This is a genomic window from Vibrio barjaei (genome assembly GCF_001639065.2).
Lineage (GTDB): Bacteria > Pseudomonadota > Gammaproteobacteria > Enterobacterales > Vibrionaceae > Vibrio > Vibrio barjaei.
Map to the genome: position 1 here is coordinate 241,894 of NZ_LQXO02000012.1, position 14,683 is coordinate 256,576.

At 43.4% G+C, this 14,683-nt stretch carries 14 protein-coding genes; 13 read left to right on the forward strand and 1 reads right to left on the reverse strand.

Annotated features, from left to right (window positions below; all coding sequences use genetic code 11):
• The first annotated feature begins 176 nt into the window (after window positions 1–176).
• From AWH66_RS07540 to mnhG, 10 genes are all read left to right on the forward strand, one after another.
• A complete protein-coding gene (locus tag AWH66_RS07540) occupies window positions 177–1,595 on the forward strand; it encodes an SLC13 family permease (protein ID WP_063605451.1) in 1,419 nt (472 codons plus the stop codon).
• Between the two features lie 5 nt (window positions 1,596–1,600).
• A complete protein-coding gene (locus AWH66_RS07545; RefSeq protein WP_063605450.1) occupies window positions 1,601–2,926 on the forward strand; it encodes an ATP-binding protein in 1,326 nt (441 codons plus the stop codon).
• A complete protein-coding gene (locus AWH66_RS07550; protein WP_063605449.1) occupies window positions 2,913–3,386 on the forward strand; it encodes a response regulator in 474 nt (157 codons plus the stop codon). Before AWH66_RS07545 ends, AWH66_RS07550 begins: the two co-directional genes overlap by 14 nt.
• Window positions 3,387–3,426: 40 nt before the next feature.
• Window positions 3,427–3,780, forward strand: a complete 354-nt coding sequence (locus AWH66_RS07555; protein WP_063605448.1) for a rhodanese-like domain-containing protein — start codon at window positions 3,427–3,429, stop codon at window positions 3,778–3,780.
• 862 nt (window positions 3,781–4,642) lie between these two features.
• Window positions 4,643–7,312: a hydrogen gas-evolving membrane-bound hydrogenase subunit E gene (gene mbhE, locus AWH66_RS07560; protein ID WP_420882860.1), complete on the forward strand. Its 2,670-nt coding sequence runs from the start codon at window positions 4,643–4,645 to the stop codon at window positions 7,310–7,312.
• Entirely contained in the window at window positions 7,312–7,665 is a 354-nt protein-coding gene (locus AWH66_RS07565; protein ID WP_063605447.1) for a Na+/H+ antiporter subunit C, read from the forward strand. Before mbhE ends, AWH66_RS07565 begins: the two co-directional genes overlap by 1 nt.
• Window positions 7,665–9,158, forward strand: a complete 1,494-nt coding sequence (locus AWH66_RS07570) for a proton-conducting transporter transmembrane domain-containing protein (RefSeq protein ID WP_063605446.1) — start codon at window positions 7,665–7,667, stop codon at window positions 9,156–9,158. Before AWH66_RS07565 ends, AWH66_RS07570 begins: the two co-directional genes overlap by 1 nt.
• The gene (locus tag AWH66_RS07575; RefSeq protein WP_063605445.1) at window positions 9,155–9,631 is read left to right on the forward strand and encodes a Na+/H+ antiporter subunit E; all 477 of its coding nucleotides are present in this window, start codon (window positions 9,155–9,157) and stop codon (window positions 9,629–9,631) included. The genes AWH66_RS07570 and AWH66_RS07575 overlap by 4 nt, the downstream gene beginning before the upstream one ends.
• The gene (locus tag AWH66_RS07580) at window positions 9,624–9,908 is read left to right on the forward strand and encodes a cation:proton antiporter (RefSeq protein WP_063605444.1); all 285 of its coding nucleotides are present in this window, start codon (window positions 9,624–9,626) and stop codon (window positions 9,906–9,908) included. The genes AWH66_RS07575 and AWH66_RS07580 overlap by 8 nt, the downstream gene beginning before the upstream one ends.
• Window positions 9,908–10,204: a monovalent cation/H(+) antiporter subunit G gene (gene mnhG, locus AWH66_RS07585; RefSeq protein ID WP_063605443.1), complete on the forward strand. Its 297-nt coding sequence runs from the start codon at window positions 9,908–9,910 to the stop codon at window positions 10,202–10,204. Before AWH66_RS07580 ends, mnhG begins: the two co-directional genes overlap by 1 nt.
• Window positions 10,205–10,712: 508 nt before the next feature.
• On the opposite strand, the gene AWH66_RS07590 is transcribed toward mnhG, so the two are convergent.
• Complete coding sequence (locus tag AWH66_RS07590; RefSeq protein WP_063605442.1) at window positions 10,713–11,429, reverse strand: hypothetical protein; 717 nt, start codon at window positions 11,427–11,429, stop codon at window positions 10,713–10,715.
• A gap of 282 nt (window positions 11,430–11,711) precedes the next feature.
• On the opposite strand from AWH66_RS07590, the gene trmY reads away from it, so the two are divergent.
• From trmY to AWH66_RS07605, 3 genes are all read left to right on the forward strand, one after another.
• Window positions 11,712–12,308, forward strand: a complete 597-nt coding sequence (gene trmY, locus AWH66_RS07595) for a tRNA (pseudouridine(54)-N(1))-methyltransferase TrmY (RefSeq protein ID WP_006072313.1) — start codon at window positions 11,712–11,714, stop codon at window positions 12,306–12,308.
• Between the two features lie 194 nt (window positions 12,309–12,502).
• Window positions 12,503–13,486, forward strand: coding sequence for an HAD family hydrolase (locus tag AWH66_RS07600; RefSeq protein WP_063605441.1), 984 nt, complete (start codon window positions 12,503–12,505; stop codon window positions 13,484–13,486).
• 100 nt (window positions 13,487–13,586) lie between these two features.
• A complete protein-coding gene (locus AWH66_RS07605; protein ID WP_063605440.1) occupies window positions 13,587–14,546 on the forward strand; it encodes a hypothetical protein in 960 nt (319 codons plus the stop codon).
• The last annotated feature ends 137 nt before the right edge of the window (window positions 14,547–14,683 follow it).

Sequence of the window (14,683 nt, forward strand, 5' to 3'; positions counted from 1 at the left end):
TGTTATTTATATAAGTGTAATCACTGATGTGGGTAACAATAACAAATTGTTACCCAATTCACACTCCAAGAAACTTCATGATAAATATGCAAAAACTTTGATCCTACGCTAAGTAGCTCAATACATAGCGGCGTGATACTGCTCACAGTATAATATTTCTCAGGACGAGCAGTACCATGCAAAAGTATTTAAAGTATATCATTCCGATATCTATCCCATTAATCGTTTTGCTCTTGCCGTTATCGGCATTTCCTTTCGATGGATTGACTATTATCCAGCAGCGCGTTATCGCGATTTTCCTTCTTGCCGCCTTGTGTTGGGTGTTTGAGCCCATTCCGATCTACGCCACCTCCGTGGTGATTATCGTGCTTGAGCTTTTACTAGTATCGAATAAAGGGCTTTATCTGTTTAGGTTGAATGAGGGACAGCCTCACTTTGGTGAACTGCTTAGCTATAACGAAATCATGGCAACTTTTGCTAGTCCAATCATCATGCTTTTTCTAGGTGGCTTCTTTTTAGCAATGGCTGCAACAAAATACCGCCTCGACGTTAACTTAGCGCGAGTGTTACTCAAGCCATTTGGCAGTGACCCAAAATTCGTCATGTTGGGTTTGATGTTAATAACCGGCATCTTCTCCATGTTTATGTCGAATACCGCCACTACGGCGATGATGCTCTCCATCTTAACGCCGGTTATTGCCGTTTTTGGTCCCAAAGATCCGGGACGAATTGCGTTTGCGTTATGCATCCCTGTCGCGGCTAATATCGGAGGGATCGGTACGCCAATTGGTACGCCTCCCAATGCGATTGCTCTTAAATATCTCGTTGGTGATAACTACATCAGTTTTGGGGAGTGGATGGCGTTTGGTGTGCCGTTCGTAGTGGTCATGATGGCGTTAGCTTGGATGCTGATTAACTTCCTTTATAGTGCCGACCAAAAGAAAATTGAGCTGTCAATCAAAGGTAAGTTTCTTAAAACACCGAAAGCCATCATGGTCTACATTACGTTCACATTGACTATCGTACTTTGGCTGATGGGATCCAGCCATGGTATGAACTCGTATACCGTCGCATTGATTCCAGTCGCTATCTTCTCACTGACAGGCATTATCAACAAAGAAGATCTCAAGAAGATATCTTGGGATGTGTTGTGGCTGGTGTCCGGTGGTATCGCTCTTGGACTAGCTTTAGACAAAACGGGCCTTGCAAGGCTAGTTGTACATAGCATTCCATTTGATGCTTTTTCTCCATATGCTGTGCTGTTTGGGGCTGCTTTCTTGTGTTTGGTGATGGCAAACTTTATGTCTCACACCGCAACCGCTAACTTATTGATGCCAATTATGGCGGCGTTGGGCACGTCTATGGCGTCGCTGACACCGTTGGGTGGCGAAATTACGCTGATACTCGTCGTTACGTTTGCTGCGTCATTGGGCATGTCGCTGCCAATCAGTACGCCACCTAACGCACTGGCACACGCAACGGGACATGTGCAAAGCAACCAAATGGCGAAAGTGGGCGTGATTCTAGGTGTGGTTGGTGTATTGCTTAGTTTCGTATTGGTTTGGCTATTACATGCCGTGGGGCATATTGGGTAGGGTTTATGGAGCAATTAGTACGACATTATTTCTCGCAAAGTGATCGGCAGGTAACCTTGTCTGCTGATGAGGTCGTGCTGCGTCAAAACGGTCAAAATGACCGCCTTTATCTTGTATTGCGAGGTGAGCTAGAAGGTTACTTTGAAAGTGATGAAGACGGCAAGCTTACCAAACTTTTCACAGCGTCGGCTGGTGCGTTTATTGGAGTCCATAGTTTCTTTTCAGGGACTTGGACTGCGTCGTCAACAGTCATAGCAAAAACCGAAGTCACATTAGCGTGGATTGATAGGCATACGCCTGCCGTTTCGCCGGAAACGTTAGGGCCACTCAACGCGCAGTTTATGCCAGTAATGGTCAATGAACTGTCGCGACGTCAGCGCCGTGCGACTCAAGAAGCATTAGCAAAAGAGAAAGCCCTACAGCGTCTACACACAGCAGAGCAAATGACGACGCTTGGACAACTCGCTGCTGGCATTGCGCATGAACTCAACAACGCTATCGGTGTGGTAAGCAGTAAAACAGAACGGTTACAGCAAGATTTGATTCAACTTCTAGAAGAGGTGCATCCAGAAGCAAGCCAGTTCTTTGATATAGGGCTAATGCAAGGGCAAAGCGCGTCATCGAGTGAAGTAAGACAGCTTGCCAAGCAAATACAGTCACGGTATCGGTTGGAACGAAATCTCGCGAAACGTCTAGCTAGAGCCACTGCGAGCCATACGATTCCTGATTCTTGGTTAGCAGACCCTGAACAAGCATTAAAATATTGGGGAATGGGGCGCGATCTTCATGATTTACGAGTCGCAGCTAAACATACGGTGGGTATCGTCAAATCAGTGAAGCAATTGGGACGTACTGACGGAGAGCCTGACGAATTACTAGATATCAATGACACCATCAATAAAGCCCTTGCTCTATTGCAAAGTGATTTACGACGCGTCTCTGTTCGACTGCGCCCTGCAACGCTGCCTTTAATCAAAGGGGCATCCACTGAGTATGTACAGATATGGAGTAATATCGTCAAGAATGCTTGCGATGCGATGTTGCAAACGGAATCACCTCAAATTGATATTCAAACAAAGTTATCGAATCAAAGAATTTTGGTCACCATTGCTAACAATGGGCCAGAAATTGATGAACCTACCCGCCGAAAAATATTCCAGCCCAATTTCACGACTAAGAAGGGTGGTCTATCGTTTGGCTTGGGATTAGGGTTATCCATCGTTAAACGAATCGTTAGTGAAAATGGTGGCACGATTGTCGTGAAAAGCGATAAGGAGAGCACCATTTTCCGAGTCAAATTACCTGTAGGAGAAGCATATGGAGAAGCTTAACGTCATTTGTGTCGATGATCAGCGTGAAGTATTGAGCGCGGTTATTCAAGATTTGGAGCCTTTAGCTAGTTGGCTAAACATTGAAGACTGTGAATCTGGAGAAGAGGTTCTCGACTTAATGGAAGATCTTGACGCCGAAGGGGAGTGCGTTGCAGTTATCGTCTCTGATCATGTCATGCCGGGGATGACCGGTGTTGAATTGCTAACAGACGTCTCCAGAGATAGTCGATTCAAAGAAACTAAAAAAGTGTTGCTAACGGGACAGGCAACGCATTCCGATACTATTACGGCGATAAATACGGCAGGCGTTAGTCACTATTTTGAGAAGCCTTGGAATGCTGAAGAGCTTATTGCGTGTGTACGTTCTCTTGTGACCAGCTATATTTTCGATAAAGGCTTTGACTACCAACCCTATCATGAAGAGCTAGACCAGACGATTGTGTTTGAAAGGCTGCGCTAGTTCCTTAATTGATATAATACTTTTTTACTTAGGAGGATATATGAAGAAACTACTGTCCTTGTCGGTACTTTGTGTCGCATTGACTAGTGTCGGCGTGATGGCATCTGAACGTGCCGAACAAGGTTGGCAAATGATAGAACAAGGCGCAATGGTTGTGGACGTGCGCACTCCTGATGAGTTTGCTGACGGTCATTTGGAGAATGCAGTGAACTATCCGTTATCTGATATAGATAAATACTTTGCTAGTGTCGATAAGTCTACACCGATCGTTGTGTATTGCCGAAGTGGCAACCGTTCAGGTAAAGCAATGGACTATTTGACCTCTGCTGGTTTTAGTAACGTTCATAACGCGGGTGGGTTGGAAGAAATGCGCGAACAAAAAAGCGCACAATAACAACCGACAACCTACTATCATTCGTATTGTCACCCAAGCAGGCCTTTTCTCGATGTGTAAACATCAAAAAAGGGGTGACTATACCGAATGTGAGTCATCAGATGAGTCGTTCAAGCTAATTTACTTCCTCCGCACATCAATCAAATAGTTTCATAAATGACAGAGGTTGCTTTGAATTTTATTGAATAATAAATATGATATAGAAAAGAATATTTGCAATTTGTTGCTTGCTTTTAATCTCATTTGATATATCGTCTGTAAAAGCATTAGTGACTATTCGGTATTTTCGAGTTTTTATTGGTGAACCATTTTTACTATGGGGAGACTAATATTATATCAATAGCATTTTTTAATGAGTTGCTTTTTGAGTTTGCGTTTTTAAGTTACTGATATATAAAGGTTGTTTTTTATTTTTTGCAATAATTCCCTTCAATTCCCTCTGACACCGTTCGTTACAAACTGTCATCTATTCCAGATGTTTTTAATAAATATATTAGAAAACTAGCTTTCTTAAACACTCGGAAACTAGAATTACTACTAATCAACGACTCTTTACAATTGTATTCTGGAACTAAAATACTCGCCAAGGATAGAATTTATATCGTTTAGGATGTAAAGATTGATTAATAAATCAGCTCAATGGTTGTTCTGGTATTAAATTAGCTACTTACTTCTTCATGTTGGCTATTAGAAAACTCTTCATCTAAAACAAGCACTACTTCGGGTATATGGAACTAATCGAATAAGGTTGCTGCAAAGGTAAGTGACCGTTTTGCTATTTCTGCAATTTGGTATTTAGCATGAATTCACTTGGATATAGTAGATAAAGGTGAGTATTAACTTGAACATCGAAAAGGCTGCATTGACGTCCAATAAACTCGGCAAACAAGGTGAGCATGTAAGCTTGCATAGCTCACAGCTATTCGCGTTGTTTGCTGTGTTTCCACTGTCGATATTTCTTTCAATCTTATACCTGTATAGCCCTGAAGGCGTGGTGTGGACTGCGTCGTGGGTTCCAAGCTTAGGTTTAGATCTCAGTTTTAGGCTCGACGGCTTATCATTTCTATTTGCCTGTTTGATTAGTGGTATAGGTACTTTAGTGCAAATATACGCGTTGGCTTATTTGCGTGAATATCCGAACCGTCTCAAATTTCACTTTTACTTAACGGCATTTATGTTAGCGATGCTGGGCGTAGTGCTCAGTAATAACGTGTTGTTACTATTTGTTTTTTGGGAACTAACAACCATTACGTCTTATTTGCTGATTGGCTTTAACCACGAGAACCCAACTTCTAGAAAGAATGCGTTGCAGTCTTTACTTATTACTGGCGCGGGTGGTTTAGCGATGTTAGCGGGTCTGATTCTCTTAGGGAACATGGCCGAAAGCTATCAATTGACGACTATTTTACAGCAGGCGTCGGTCATTCATGACCATGCACTGTTTGTTCCATCATTGGTGCTCATTATATTGGGCGCATTTACCAAGTCAGCGCAGTTCCCGTTTCATTTTTGGTTACCTAATGCGATGGCGGCACCAACGCCAGTGAGTGCTTATCTACACTCGGCAACAATGGTGAAAGCCGGTATCTTTTTATTGGCTCTGCTTTCGCCCATTTACGCTCACAGTGATGTTTGGTTTTATACCCTAACAACAGTGGGTGGTTTCACTGCGCTTTGGTGTGCTGTTCTAGCTTTAAAACAGACGGACCTAAAACTAATGCTGGCCTACAGTACAACAGTTGTTCTCGGCAAGCTGACGTTTTTGTTAGGTATTGGTACCGATTTGGCGCTTAAGTCTGCGTTAATGTTGATCGTTGCTCACTCTATGTATAAAGCGGGCTTGTTCATGGTGATTGGCAACATCGATAAGGCGACAGGGACTCGTGAGGTCGGGGTGCTTCGAGGATTACGTCCGGTATTACAAATCAGCTTTGTGGCTGCATTTATAGCGGCGCTATCTACATCGGGCGTTCCGCCGCTACCAGGCTTTTTGAGTAAAGAGTACATGTACAAAGCTGGCTTGGAAGTGAGCTCGTTAGCGGTACTGCTAATGCTGGTGGTCAATGCACTGACCGTTACGTTGGTACTTGCTCTTCTGATAAAGCCCTTCTCACGAAAATACCAGGGTGAACCAACACCAGCCAAACCCATTGAGGTAAATAAGGGGCTGTGGCTTCCTCCAATTACGCTTGCGTTAGTGAGTGTACTCGCGACGGTACTGGGGCTTGGCTGGCTTAACGAACAAGTGATTTTACCCGGGGTGACCTCGATTGCTCCGATATCTGAACCAGAGCCACTTAAGTTATGGCATGGCATTAATCTACCTCTGGTGTTAAGTGCGGTGACGCTCTTACTTGGTGTCTCAGTGTATAAAATTTACCCTTGGCTACTCGCTCAGTGGACACGGCTATCTATCACTCTGCCTAATGCGAACAAGGTGTTTGATGGTTTGCTAAAAGGAATGATGGCATTTGCGTCTTGGCAAACTAATCTGATGCAGCAGAAGCGTATGAGTTTTTATGGGTTGATTTCATTTTCAGCGTTGGCAGTACTGCTGGTATCTCAAGTTCATGTTTCTTCGAACGTTATGCTTAATCAGCTTGCCGACGTTAAGTTCTACGAGTTTGCAGTAGCACTACTGCTTATTGTCTCCACGGTTGTCGTCATTGTATCTAAGACGAAACTTCTCGCGGTTGCGGCGCTAGGAATGATCGGCTTCATGACAACTTTGGTGTTTATGATCTACAGCGCGCCTGATGTGGCTAAGACGCAACTTCTAGTAGAAACGCTAATGGTGGTGTTTTTGGTCTTGCTGATGCGTCATGTGCCTAAGCTGGCCACGGTTCGTCAACATTCAATGAAAAGAAAAACGCTCCACGCGGTAGTTGCCGGTGTGATTGGTTTTGCCATCACTATGCTGCTTATCAATATTACTTCACAGCCGATGGATACCAGTGTGGCAGAGTTCTTTTCTAACAACAGTGTTCCAGGCGGTCACGGGCGCAATATTGTGAACGTCATTCTGGTGGACTTCCGTGCGTTCGATACCTTTGGTGAAGTGGTTGTGGTGGTGATGGCTGGGCTATGTGCGGTCAGTTTGCTGAAGCCGGGTAGTATGACCTATAAGAACATTCAGTCACTGATCTTTGGTACGGCTTCGCACATCGTTGCTGCTTTGATGTTGGTGTTCTCACTCTATCTCCTGATGCGAGGACACAACTCGCCAGGTGGTGGTTTTATCGGGGCGCTAATCGCCGTGATTGGTTTATCACTACTGATGTTTGCAGAGTCTCCTAAATATGTACGTGAGCGATTGCACTTTGCGCCATTCAGCATTGCCATGTTTGGCGTATTGCTGAGCTTTATCGCAGGCGTTATCAGCTTGTTTTTCAACTTACCTTTCTTGACCGGGTTGTGGTGGAAAGATGTACTTCCGCTCGGTACACCATTGATCTTTGATATTGGTATTTATCTGGGTGTTATTGGTGGTGTGATGGGAATGGTATTGCACGTCAGTGAGGAGCTTAACTAATGGAAATTTTATGGAGTGTGGTCGTAGGGGTGTTTGTTGCCGCTGGGATCTATCTGATGCTCGAGCGCCATTTGTTACGCGTTCTATTTGGCTTAATTATGCTGAGTAGTGCTGTCAATATGGCGATCTTTACAGCGGGTAGGCTGACAGTGGGTGAGCCACCATTGATTGATGTTAATGCAGTTGTGCCACCTTTAGGTGCTGCAAACCCATTACCTCAAGCATTGATTTTAACGGCGATTGTTATTGGGTTTGGTTTATTGGTCTTTACGCTTGTGCTGTTTTATCGAGCCTATCAAGAGTCCTTAACGGCGGATATTGATCAAATGACGTATTCAGAGGAGGAGCAGTAATGTCACTGTGGTTAACGTTACCTGTTGTTCTCTCAGTTCTTACCTCGGCTTTAGTTTTCTTTAGTCGCAATCATGTGAGATTCGTTGAGTGGATTAGCGGTGTCAGCGCGCTACTCACTCTCCTTGCTAGCGTAATGCTGTTTGCTGATGTCACTACTTTGGGCCCTCAAGCGGTCGCGTTTGGTCAGTGGGCAGCGCCATTCGGTATCGTATTTGTCGCAGATATGCTGAGTGCGGGCATGGTAGTCATGACTGCTTTCATTGGGGTAATCATCGTATTTTATGCCATGGCAGATTTACGACCTAAGCCATCGTATAGCTTGTTCCATTCGTTAATTCATATTCTGTTGGCAGGCGTTTATGGAGCGTTTTTAACGGGTGATATATTCAACCTATATGTCTGGTTCGAAGTGATGCTGATTGCGTCGTTTGGATTAATGGTACTGGATGCCACGCGTGAACAGGTAGATGGAGCCGTTAAGTACGTAATGTTGAATTTGATCTCAACGTTAATGTTCTTGCTGGCGATTGGTTTGCTTTATGGGGCAACGGGCACTTTGAATCTTGCTGACTTACATGGGAAAGTCGCGTCCATTCACCCGCAAACTCAGTCAACGGTGGCGGTGCTATTCTTGTTTGCGTTCGCCATTAAGTCGGCATTATTTCCACTGTTTGCCTGGTTACCAGCGTCATACCATACGTTACCAAGTGGTGTTGTTGCTCTGTTTGCTGCACTACTGACTAAAGTTGGCATCTATGCGCTTATGCGGATGTTCACCCTTGTGTTTCCTTTGTCGGACAGTGGTTGGCAACCATTAATGTTATGGATTGCTGGGTTAACTATGTTGGCTGGCGTTTTAGGTGCGGCGAGTCAGTTCAACGTCAAGAAGATCTTGTCGTTCCACAGTATTAGCCAGCTAGGTTATATGGCAATGGGTCTAGCCATCGCGACACCGTTAGCGCTTGCTGGAACGATTTTCTACATCGTCCACCATATTATCGTAAAGTCGAATCTGTTTTTGATTGGTGGGGTATTAGAACGCAAGTATGGCACGAGTGAATTACGCCACTTAGGCGGGGTATACAAATCGACACCATTGTTGGCGTTTCTGTTCCTTATCCCAGCGTTTTCACTTGCAGGCTTTCCTCCTCTGTCAGGTTTCTGGGGTAAGTTTCTGGTTATTCGAGACAGTCTACACGTTGAGTATTACTGGTTAGCGGGTACAGCTCTATTTGTGGGGCTACTGACGTTGTTTTCGATGACCAAAATTTGGAGCGAAGCGTTTTGGAAGCCGCAACCAGAAAGTAAGCCGGCGAAAAAACTGTGTAAGAAAACTAAGGTGCTGTATTACGCACCGATCATCAGCCTGACATCAATGGCGTTGTTGTTTGGATTCATTGCAGAACCTTTTTTCCAGCTAGCCATGGGAGCAGCAGAACAGTTACTTGACCCAAGTGCCTACATCAATGCGGTTTTAGGAGGTGGAGCATGAACTACTTTTTCCTCAATGTTTTCCTAGCAGGTGCTTGGATGCTGATCAACGGCGAATACAGTGGTCTAAATTTCGTGGTTGGGTTTACGGTTGGCTTCTTTGCTTTGAGACTGAGTCAGCCATTTGGGATGAAATCCACTTATTTCACACGCTTCAGTGCGGTGATTAAACTGTTTCTGTGCTTCTGCTATGAGATGGTGGTTTCCGCAGCTCAAGTGGTTTGGGATGTGGTGACGCCAACACACCTAAGTGACCCGGATATTGTTTATGTACCTCTGGATGTGACGACAGATTTAGAAATCACGCTATTAGCCAATATGGTGTCATTAACGCCAGGCAGTCTAAGTTTGGATGTCACAGAAGATAAAAAGCACTTGGTCGTTCACGCTATGTTCGCACCTAAACATGAAGAAGTTATTCAAACGATTAAACAAGGGATGGAAAAGCGTATTTTGGAGGTGACTCGTGGATAGTTGGTTGCAGTTGACGATTACCATTTCTTACGCTGGATTATTATTTAGCTTAGTGATGGTTTTTATCAGGTTAATATTAGGCCCAACGTTGGCCGATAGGGTGGTTGCACTCGATTTGATAGCATTCATTACCGTTGGCTTTATTGCAGTACATACTTTAGATAGTGGACAGAAATCATTATTAGACGTTGCGATAACGCTAGGTCTGGTAGCATTTTTGGGCACGATTGCTTTTTCAAGCTTTATTGCGAAGAGAACATTAGAGGAGGAAGAGTAATGGAAATCATAACGGGAATTTTGCTCTGTGTCGGAACCTTTTTTGTCATCGTTGCTAGTATCGGTGTGGTAAGAATGCCGGATCTTTATACCCGAATGCATGCTTCAACCAAAGCCAATACTATGGGGTTAACTGCATTGCTGGCTGCAGTAGCTGTAGGGATTCCGGATATCACGGTAACCTCACGTGTTCTGGGCACCATGTTATTTATTCTGCTGACGGCACCGGTTGCGACGCACTTGTTGGGAAAAAGTATGCACGCTAGTGGTTATAAGATGTGGCGAAGAGAAAAATGACCAGCAACGATTATCTTTAATTGGATTTATTACTCCATGGAAAGGAAAGTATGTCGACATATTTCGTTTTGTAATTCAACGTTATATTTGATTGTTAATTGTATTTATGTGGTATGGCTTTAACTATCAAGATAAATCTATATTTGATGTTATTTTCATATTTACCTGAATTAGAGTGGAAGGTAATATAGTTTATAGAGTCAACGCTCCTCTTTTTGATAGCTCATTAAATTATAAGTTCCACTTTAAGTGTTCTGAAGTTTAGTCGTTCGTTAAAAATCGAAGGAGAATAATATATGCGTAAAAAAGAAATGATATTGCTTGTTATTACTAGTACTCTATTTCTAGTGAGTTTAGTAATAGGGAAGTAAGCTTAATTGTTCATCTTATAATGTAGAACGATATATTCCACGAGCAAGTACTGTGAATAATCGTGCTTCATAAATAAGTGTTAATGAGTTTGAGTATGTGGCGCGAACACAATAGCGTCGTGCCACTACCAGCTTGGTTATTGGTGTGCAATCTTCACTTCTAGCTGCTGAATTACTGATTCCACAAGCTCCTGAGCAGGTAAACTCTTCCATTGTTCCGTTAACCCCACCTCTGATAATGACTGCCGTTTGCTGACCAACACTCCCCGTAATAGATAGCTAAGAATGCGGCAAGCGCACTGATAGCAATCTTTGCTGTCCGGATAATGTTTGTTAAACCAAGTGAGACACTCGTGCATTGCTTGCAACAAAAGAGATGGTTCAATGTTTGGGAATATGCGATTAAACGACTCACCGACTAAGGTTATCGCCCAATTGCCGGCCATTGCAATGTCGAGTAGGAACCAATGCCTAGGATCATTATTATGGTCAAACGAAACGTAGTCATACTCTAAGGTGCGACCCGTATTGAAATTAATAGAGTAGTGCAGCGATTGTGCGGTGTGCAGTTGGGCTTTGTGATAAACCACGAATTCCAATTTGGTTGCAGGACAGGGTAGGCGAGAGTGCGATAGCGCCTCTATGATGGCCTGTTTTTGAGCGTCGCAGAGCGGTTGGTCTAGCACCATTTGGACGTCTAAATCACTTTCACCCACAACATAACTCCCCTGACTTGCTGAGCCAAGTAAATAGATACCAACAAGATTATTACTTGCGACTAACTGAAGCACGTCGCACAAGCGATTTATATATTCTTGTTCAGCGGAGGGTAAGGCAAGAAGTCGTGAGTGCATGATGATAGTGTGGATCCGTGTCGATGATTATCAATGCTACCACAAGCGATTAGTTCGAATCAGTGAAACGTCTGGCAACCTCAACAAGTTATAAGTATGGCTCAATTATTTTTGTTCTAAGTGCATCCTGCTGAAGGCTATTTCTGTAATTAGCTAAATTATTGCCGTTACATCATCGAGCAAAACTGTGATAATGGCGACCCACAGTGATCATTGCCTTATTGGCAATAGAACACTTTGGTTAAGCTATTTGTCATATTCATTAAGTAGGATTTTACATCTATGCGCGCCTTTGTACTACGAGCTCGTTCCGCCCCTACAGAAAGCCAGCAACTTCTCGCTTCCGTTGGTCAGGAGGCACACACCGAAATTTTAGCTCACACGTTGATGAACACGATCTTTGTCGCGCAGTCTCATCGTGAAGATGTGGTGGTTTACCTCGTCTTGGAAAGTACTAAAGATTACTCTCGCACTATACGCTTTAGCTCAAACGACATCAGTAATGTTGGTGGCTTTCATGAGAAAGTGCTACTCGATAAAGTTGCCAGAGCATTAGACGTATCCCAAGGTATGGGGAAAGAGCAAGAGCGTGAGGTTGAAGCGGGTATTACTGTACGAACCATTAGTTTCGAAAAGCTGGTTCAAGAACTGGCTGAAGATTACCAGCTCTACATGATGGATAAGAAAGGTACCTTCATTCGAGAACAACAGTTTGTCGGTAATTCCTGTTTTCTTCTTACCGACCATATTCCAATGCCGAAGAAGAGCTTTAATAGTTTAAAGCGGCTAGGCACAGAGAAAATCAGCCTTGGTCCTAAAATGTTGTTTGCTTCCCAATGCGTAACTCTGATTCATAATGAACTGGACTTAAATGAGTAACATTGAAGGGCGATAGGAAATCACAATTCGATAATGTATTGAACGCTATGGCTTTTAGGCATAGCGTTTTTTTAACTTTTCCGTTTTTGCAGATTATTTTTAGATAATGCAATGCATAATTCTTTCAGTTCAGGTTAACCATCTCACTGATGCCTAACGTCAAAGAAGACACCTTTAATTACTGAGAACAAATTATGAAAATGCCTATCAAAAGCCTCTTGTGCTTAGCTATTTTATCTACTCCTGTTTTCGCAGCGCAGCATCCTGATCCTTTACCTTCTTGGAACGGTGGCGCTACTAAATCTGCTATTGTTGAATTTGTTGAAACCGTCACCACAAAAGGCTCTGAAAATTACGTTCCAATTGAAGAGCGTATTGCGGTATTTGATAACGATGGTACGTTATGGGCCGAGAAGCCGATGTATTTTCAATTGTTCTTTACCTTAGACCGTATTAAAGAGCTTGCTCCGAAGCACCCTGAGTGGAAAACTGAAGAGCCGTTTGCATCTGTTCTGAACGGCGATATAAAAGCAGCCCTGTCTCATGGTGAGGAAGGATTGCTGAAAATGGTCATGGCAACGCATTCCGGTATGAACTCTGTGGAATTTGAGGAAATGGTGCAAGCTTGGGTGAGGAGCGCTAAACACCCAATCACTAAAAAGCCTCTGACAGAGATGATTTATCAACCGATGTTAGAAGTGATCGACTTTCTTCGTGATAATGATTTTAAAACCTACATAGTTTCTGGTGGAGGTGCAGATTTTATGCGTCCCTGGACAGAGGAGGTGTATGGTATCTCTCCAGAGTACGTTATTGGCAGCGAAATAGAGACAGAGTTCGCTTACACTAGTGATGGTATTGAGATCCAACGGTTGCCAAACGTCGCTCATATTAATGACAAAGCAGGTAAGGTCATTGGTATTCACAAGAGACTAGGTCGCCAACCTATTGCGGCTTTTGGTAATTCTGACGGTGATTTGCAGATGATACAATGGACGACCCAACAAGAAGGTGTCACGTTCGGCCTTTATGTGCATCATACTGATGAAGGGCGAGAGTGGAAGTATGATCGTAATTCTTCGGTTGGCCGCCTAGATAAGGGACTAGACGAAGCCAAGAAAGAAGGCTGGACTATCGCAGATATGAAGAATGACTGGAAAGTGATTTACCCAAATTGATAGCGTAGTAGTTTGGAACCCGCAGTGCTTTTGAGGTCCCCAGAAAGCATTGCGGTGGTTGCTAGCCTTTTAAAGGTATAAGTGAAGGTAAGAGGACTGAATGGCAGTCACTAATAGTAAACAAATACTCACTTTCGAGCAGCTATCTAATGAGATAACTGCGATAGCAAACTGCAAGGTTCTGTTTGATTTTCCCACTGAACCAAACCATGTTACCAAGCGTCAGTATGGATTTTTACAAATTAATCGTCCGACAATTCGTTATACAGCATTCACAACTCCACATGCACTGACACTTTACTCCGCTCTATTCAAGCCTGAATGTGCTTTGCAAACTCGATTACATTCACCAGAAATTACCCTGATGATCACCACGATGGAAAGTCAGTCTGTGTGTTTTAATGGTAGTTGGATTAACACTGACCAAGTTGCCATTATCTCTAGTCGTTCTGAAGTTCCCTTTGCGTTATTTATTCCCCAGAACACCACTATTATCTTAAGTGAAATAGCTGAGCCCTCTAGAAAATTGAAGAGTTTTAGTGATTCCCTTGTCCCAGTTGTTGTTTCGAAAAGGAACTTAGACAAATTTAAGGCGGTGGGAAAGTTTGTCTTTGAACAACCGACTGAGAAACAAGGGCATGGTGGGACGAAAGCCGTCCTTGATTTAATTGCCGTTCTTTTGGATGAACTCCCTCCACTGCGCCCCCAATCGTTGCATGGACCAAGTCGCAGGCCTAGAAAGCATCTGATGACAAAAATAGTAAATCTTATGGAAAAGAAAACGACGCGAGCGATGTCGCTAAAGCAGATAGCTAATGAATTAGAAATTAGCACAAAAAGCATCAACCTTTTTTTCAAAGAGTACTTATTCATTGCACCCAAAAGATTCTACTTGCTCGTTAACCTGTTTAAATTTCGAGATATTTTGATTCAAGGTAAGTGCTCTTCAGTGCTAGAAGCCACTGTGTTATCTGGGATTGATGGATGGAGCCGATATTCTGAGCGATACCAAAAGCTGTTTGGTGAAAAGCCTTATGATACGTTTATGAGATCAAAATAACGACGTAATTTGGCACAGGTCTCAAAGGTAGTGAACTTTGGTATTTTCATGTCTAAAATCTTTCTTGAGCATGACCGAAAGACATCTAGGTCGTGGAACAATCGGCCATTGATATCGAATGTTGGCTTTTGTCCCAT

Coding starts and splice junctions, on each gene's coding strand:
- AWH66_RS07540 (WP_063605451.1), top strand. CDS start 177: ATGCAAAAGTATTTAAAGTATATCATTCCGATATCTATCCCATTAATC.
- AWH66_RS07545 (WP_063605450.1), top strand. CDS start 1,601: ATGGAGCAATTAGTACGACATTATTTCTCGCAAAGTGATCGGCAGGTA.
- AWH66_RS07550 (WP_063605449.1), top strand. CDS start 2,913: ATGGAGAAGCTTAACGTCATTTGTGTCGATGATCAGCGTGAAGTATTG.
- AWH66_RS07555 (WP_063605448.1), top strand. CDS start 3,427: ATGAAGAAACTACTGTCCTTGTCGGTACTTTGTGTCGCATTGACTAGT.
- AWH66_RS07565 (WP_063605447.1), top strand. CDS start 7,312: ATGGAAATTTTATGGAGTGTGGTCGTAGGGGTGTTTGTTGCCGCTGGG.
- AWH66_RS07570 (WP_063605446.1), top strand. CDS start 7,665: ATGTCACTGTGGTTAACGTTACCTGTTGTTCTCTCAGTTCTTACCTCG.
- AWH66_RS07575 (WP_063605445.1), top strand. CDS start 9,155: ATGAACTACTTTTTCCTCAATGTTTTCCTAGCAGGTGCTTGGATGCTG.
- mnhG (WP_063605443.1), top strand. CDS start 9,908: ATGGAAATCATAACGGGAATTTTGCTCTGTGTCGGAACCTTTTTTGTC.
- AWH66_RS07590 (WP_063605442.1), bottom strand. CDS start 11,429: ATGCACTCACGACTTCTTGCCTTACCCTCCGCTGAACAAGAATATATA.
- trmY (WP_006072313.1), top strand. CDS start 11,712: ATGCGCGCCTTTGTACTACGAGCTCGTTCCGCCCCTACAGAAAGCCAG.
- AWH66_RS07600 (WP_063605441.1), top strand. CDS start 12,503: ATGAAAATGCCTATCAAAAGCCTCTTGTGCTTAGCTATTTTATCTACT.
- AWH66_RS07605 (WP_063605440.1), top strand. CDS start 13,587: ATGGCAGTCACTAATAGTAAACAAATACTCACTTTCGAGCAGCTATCT.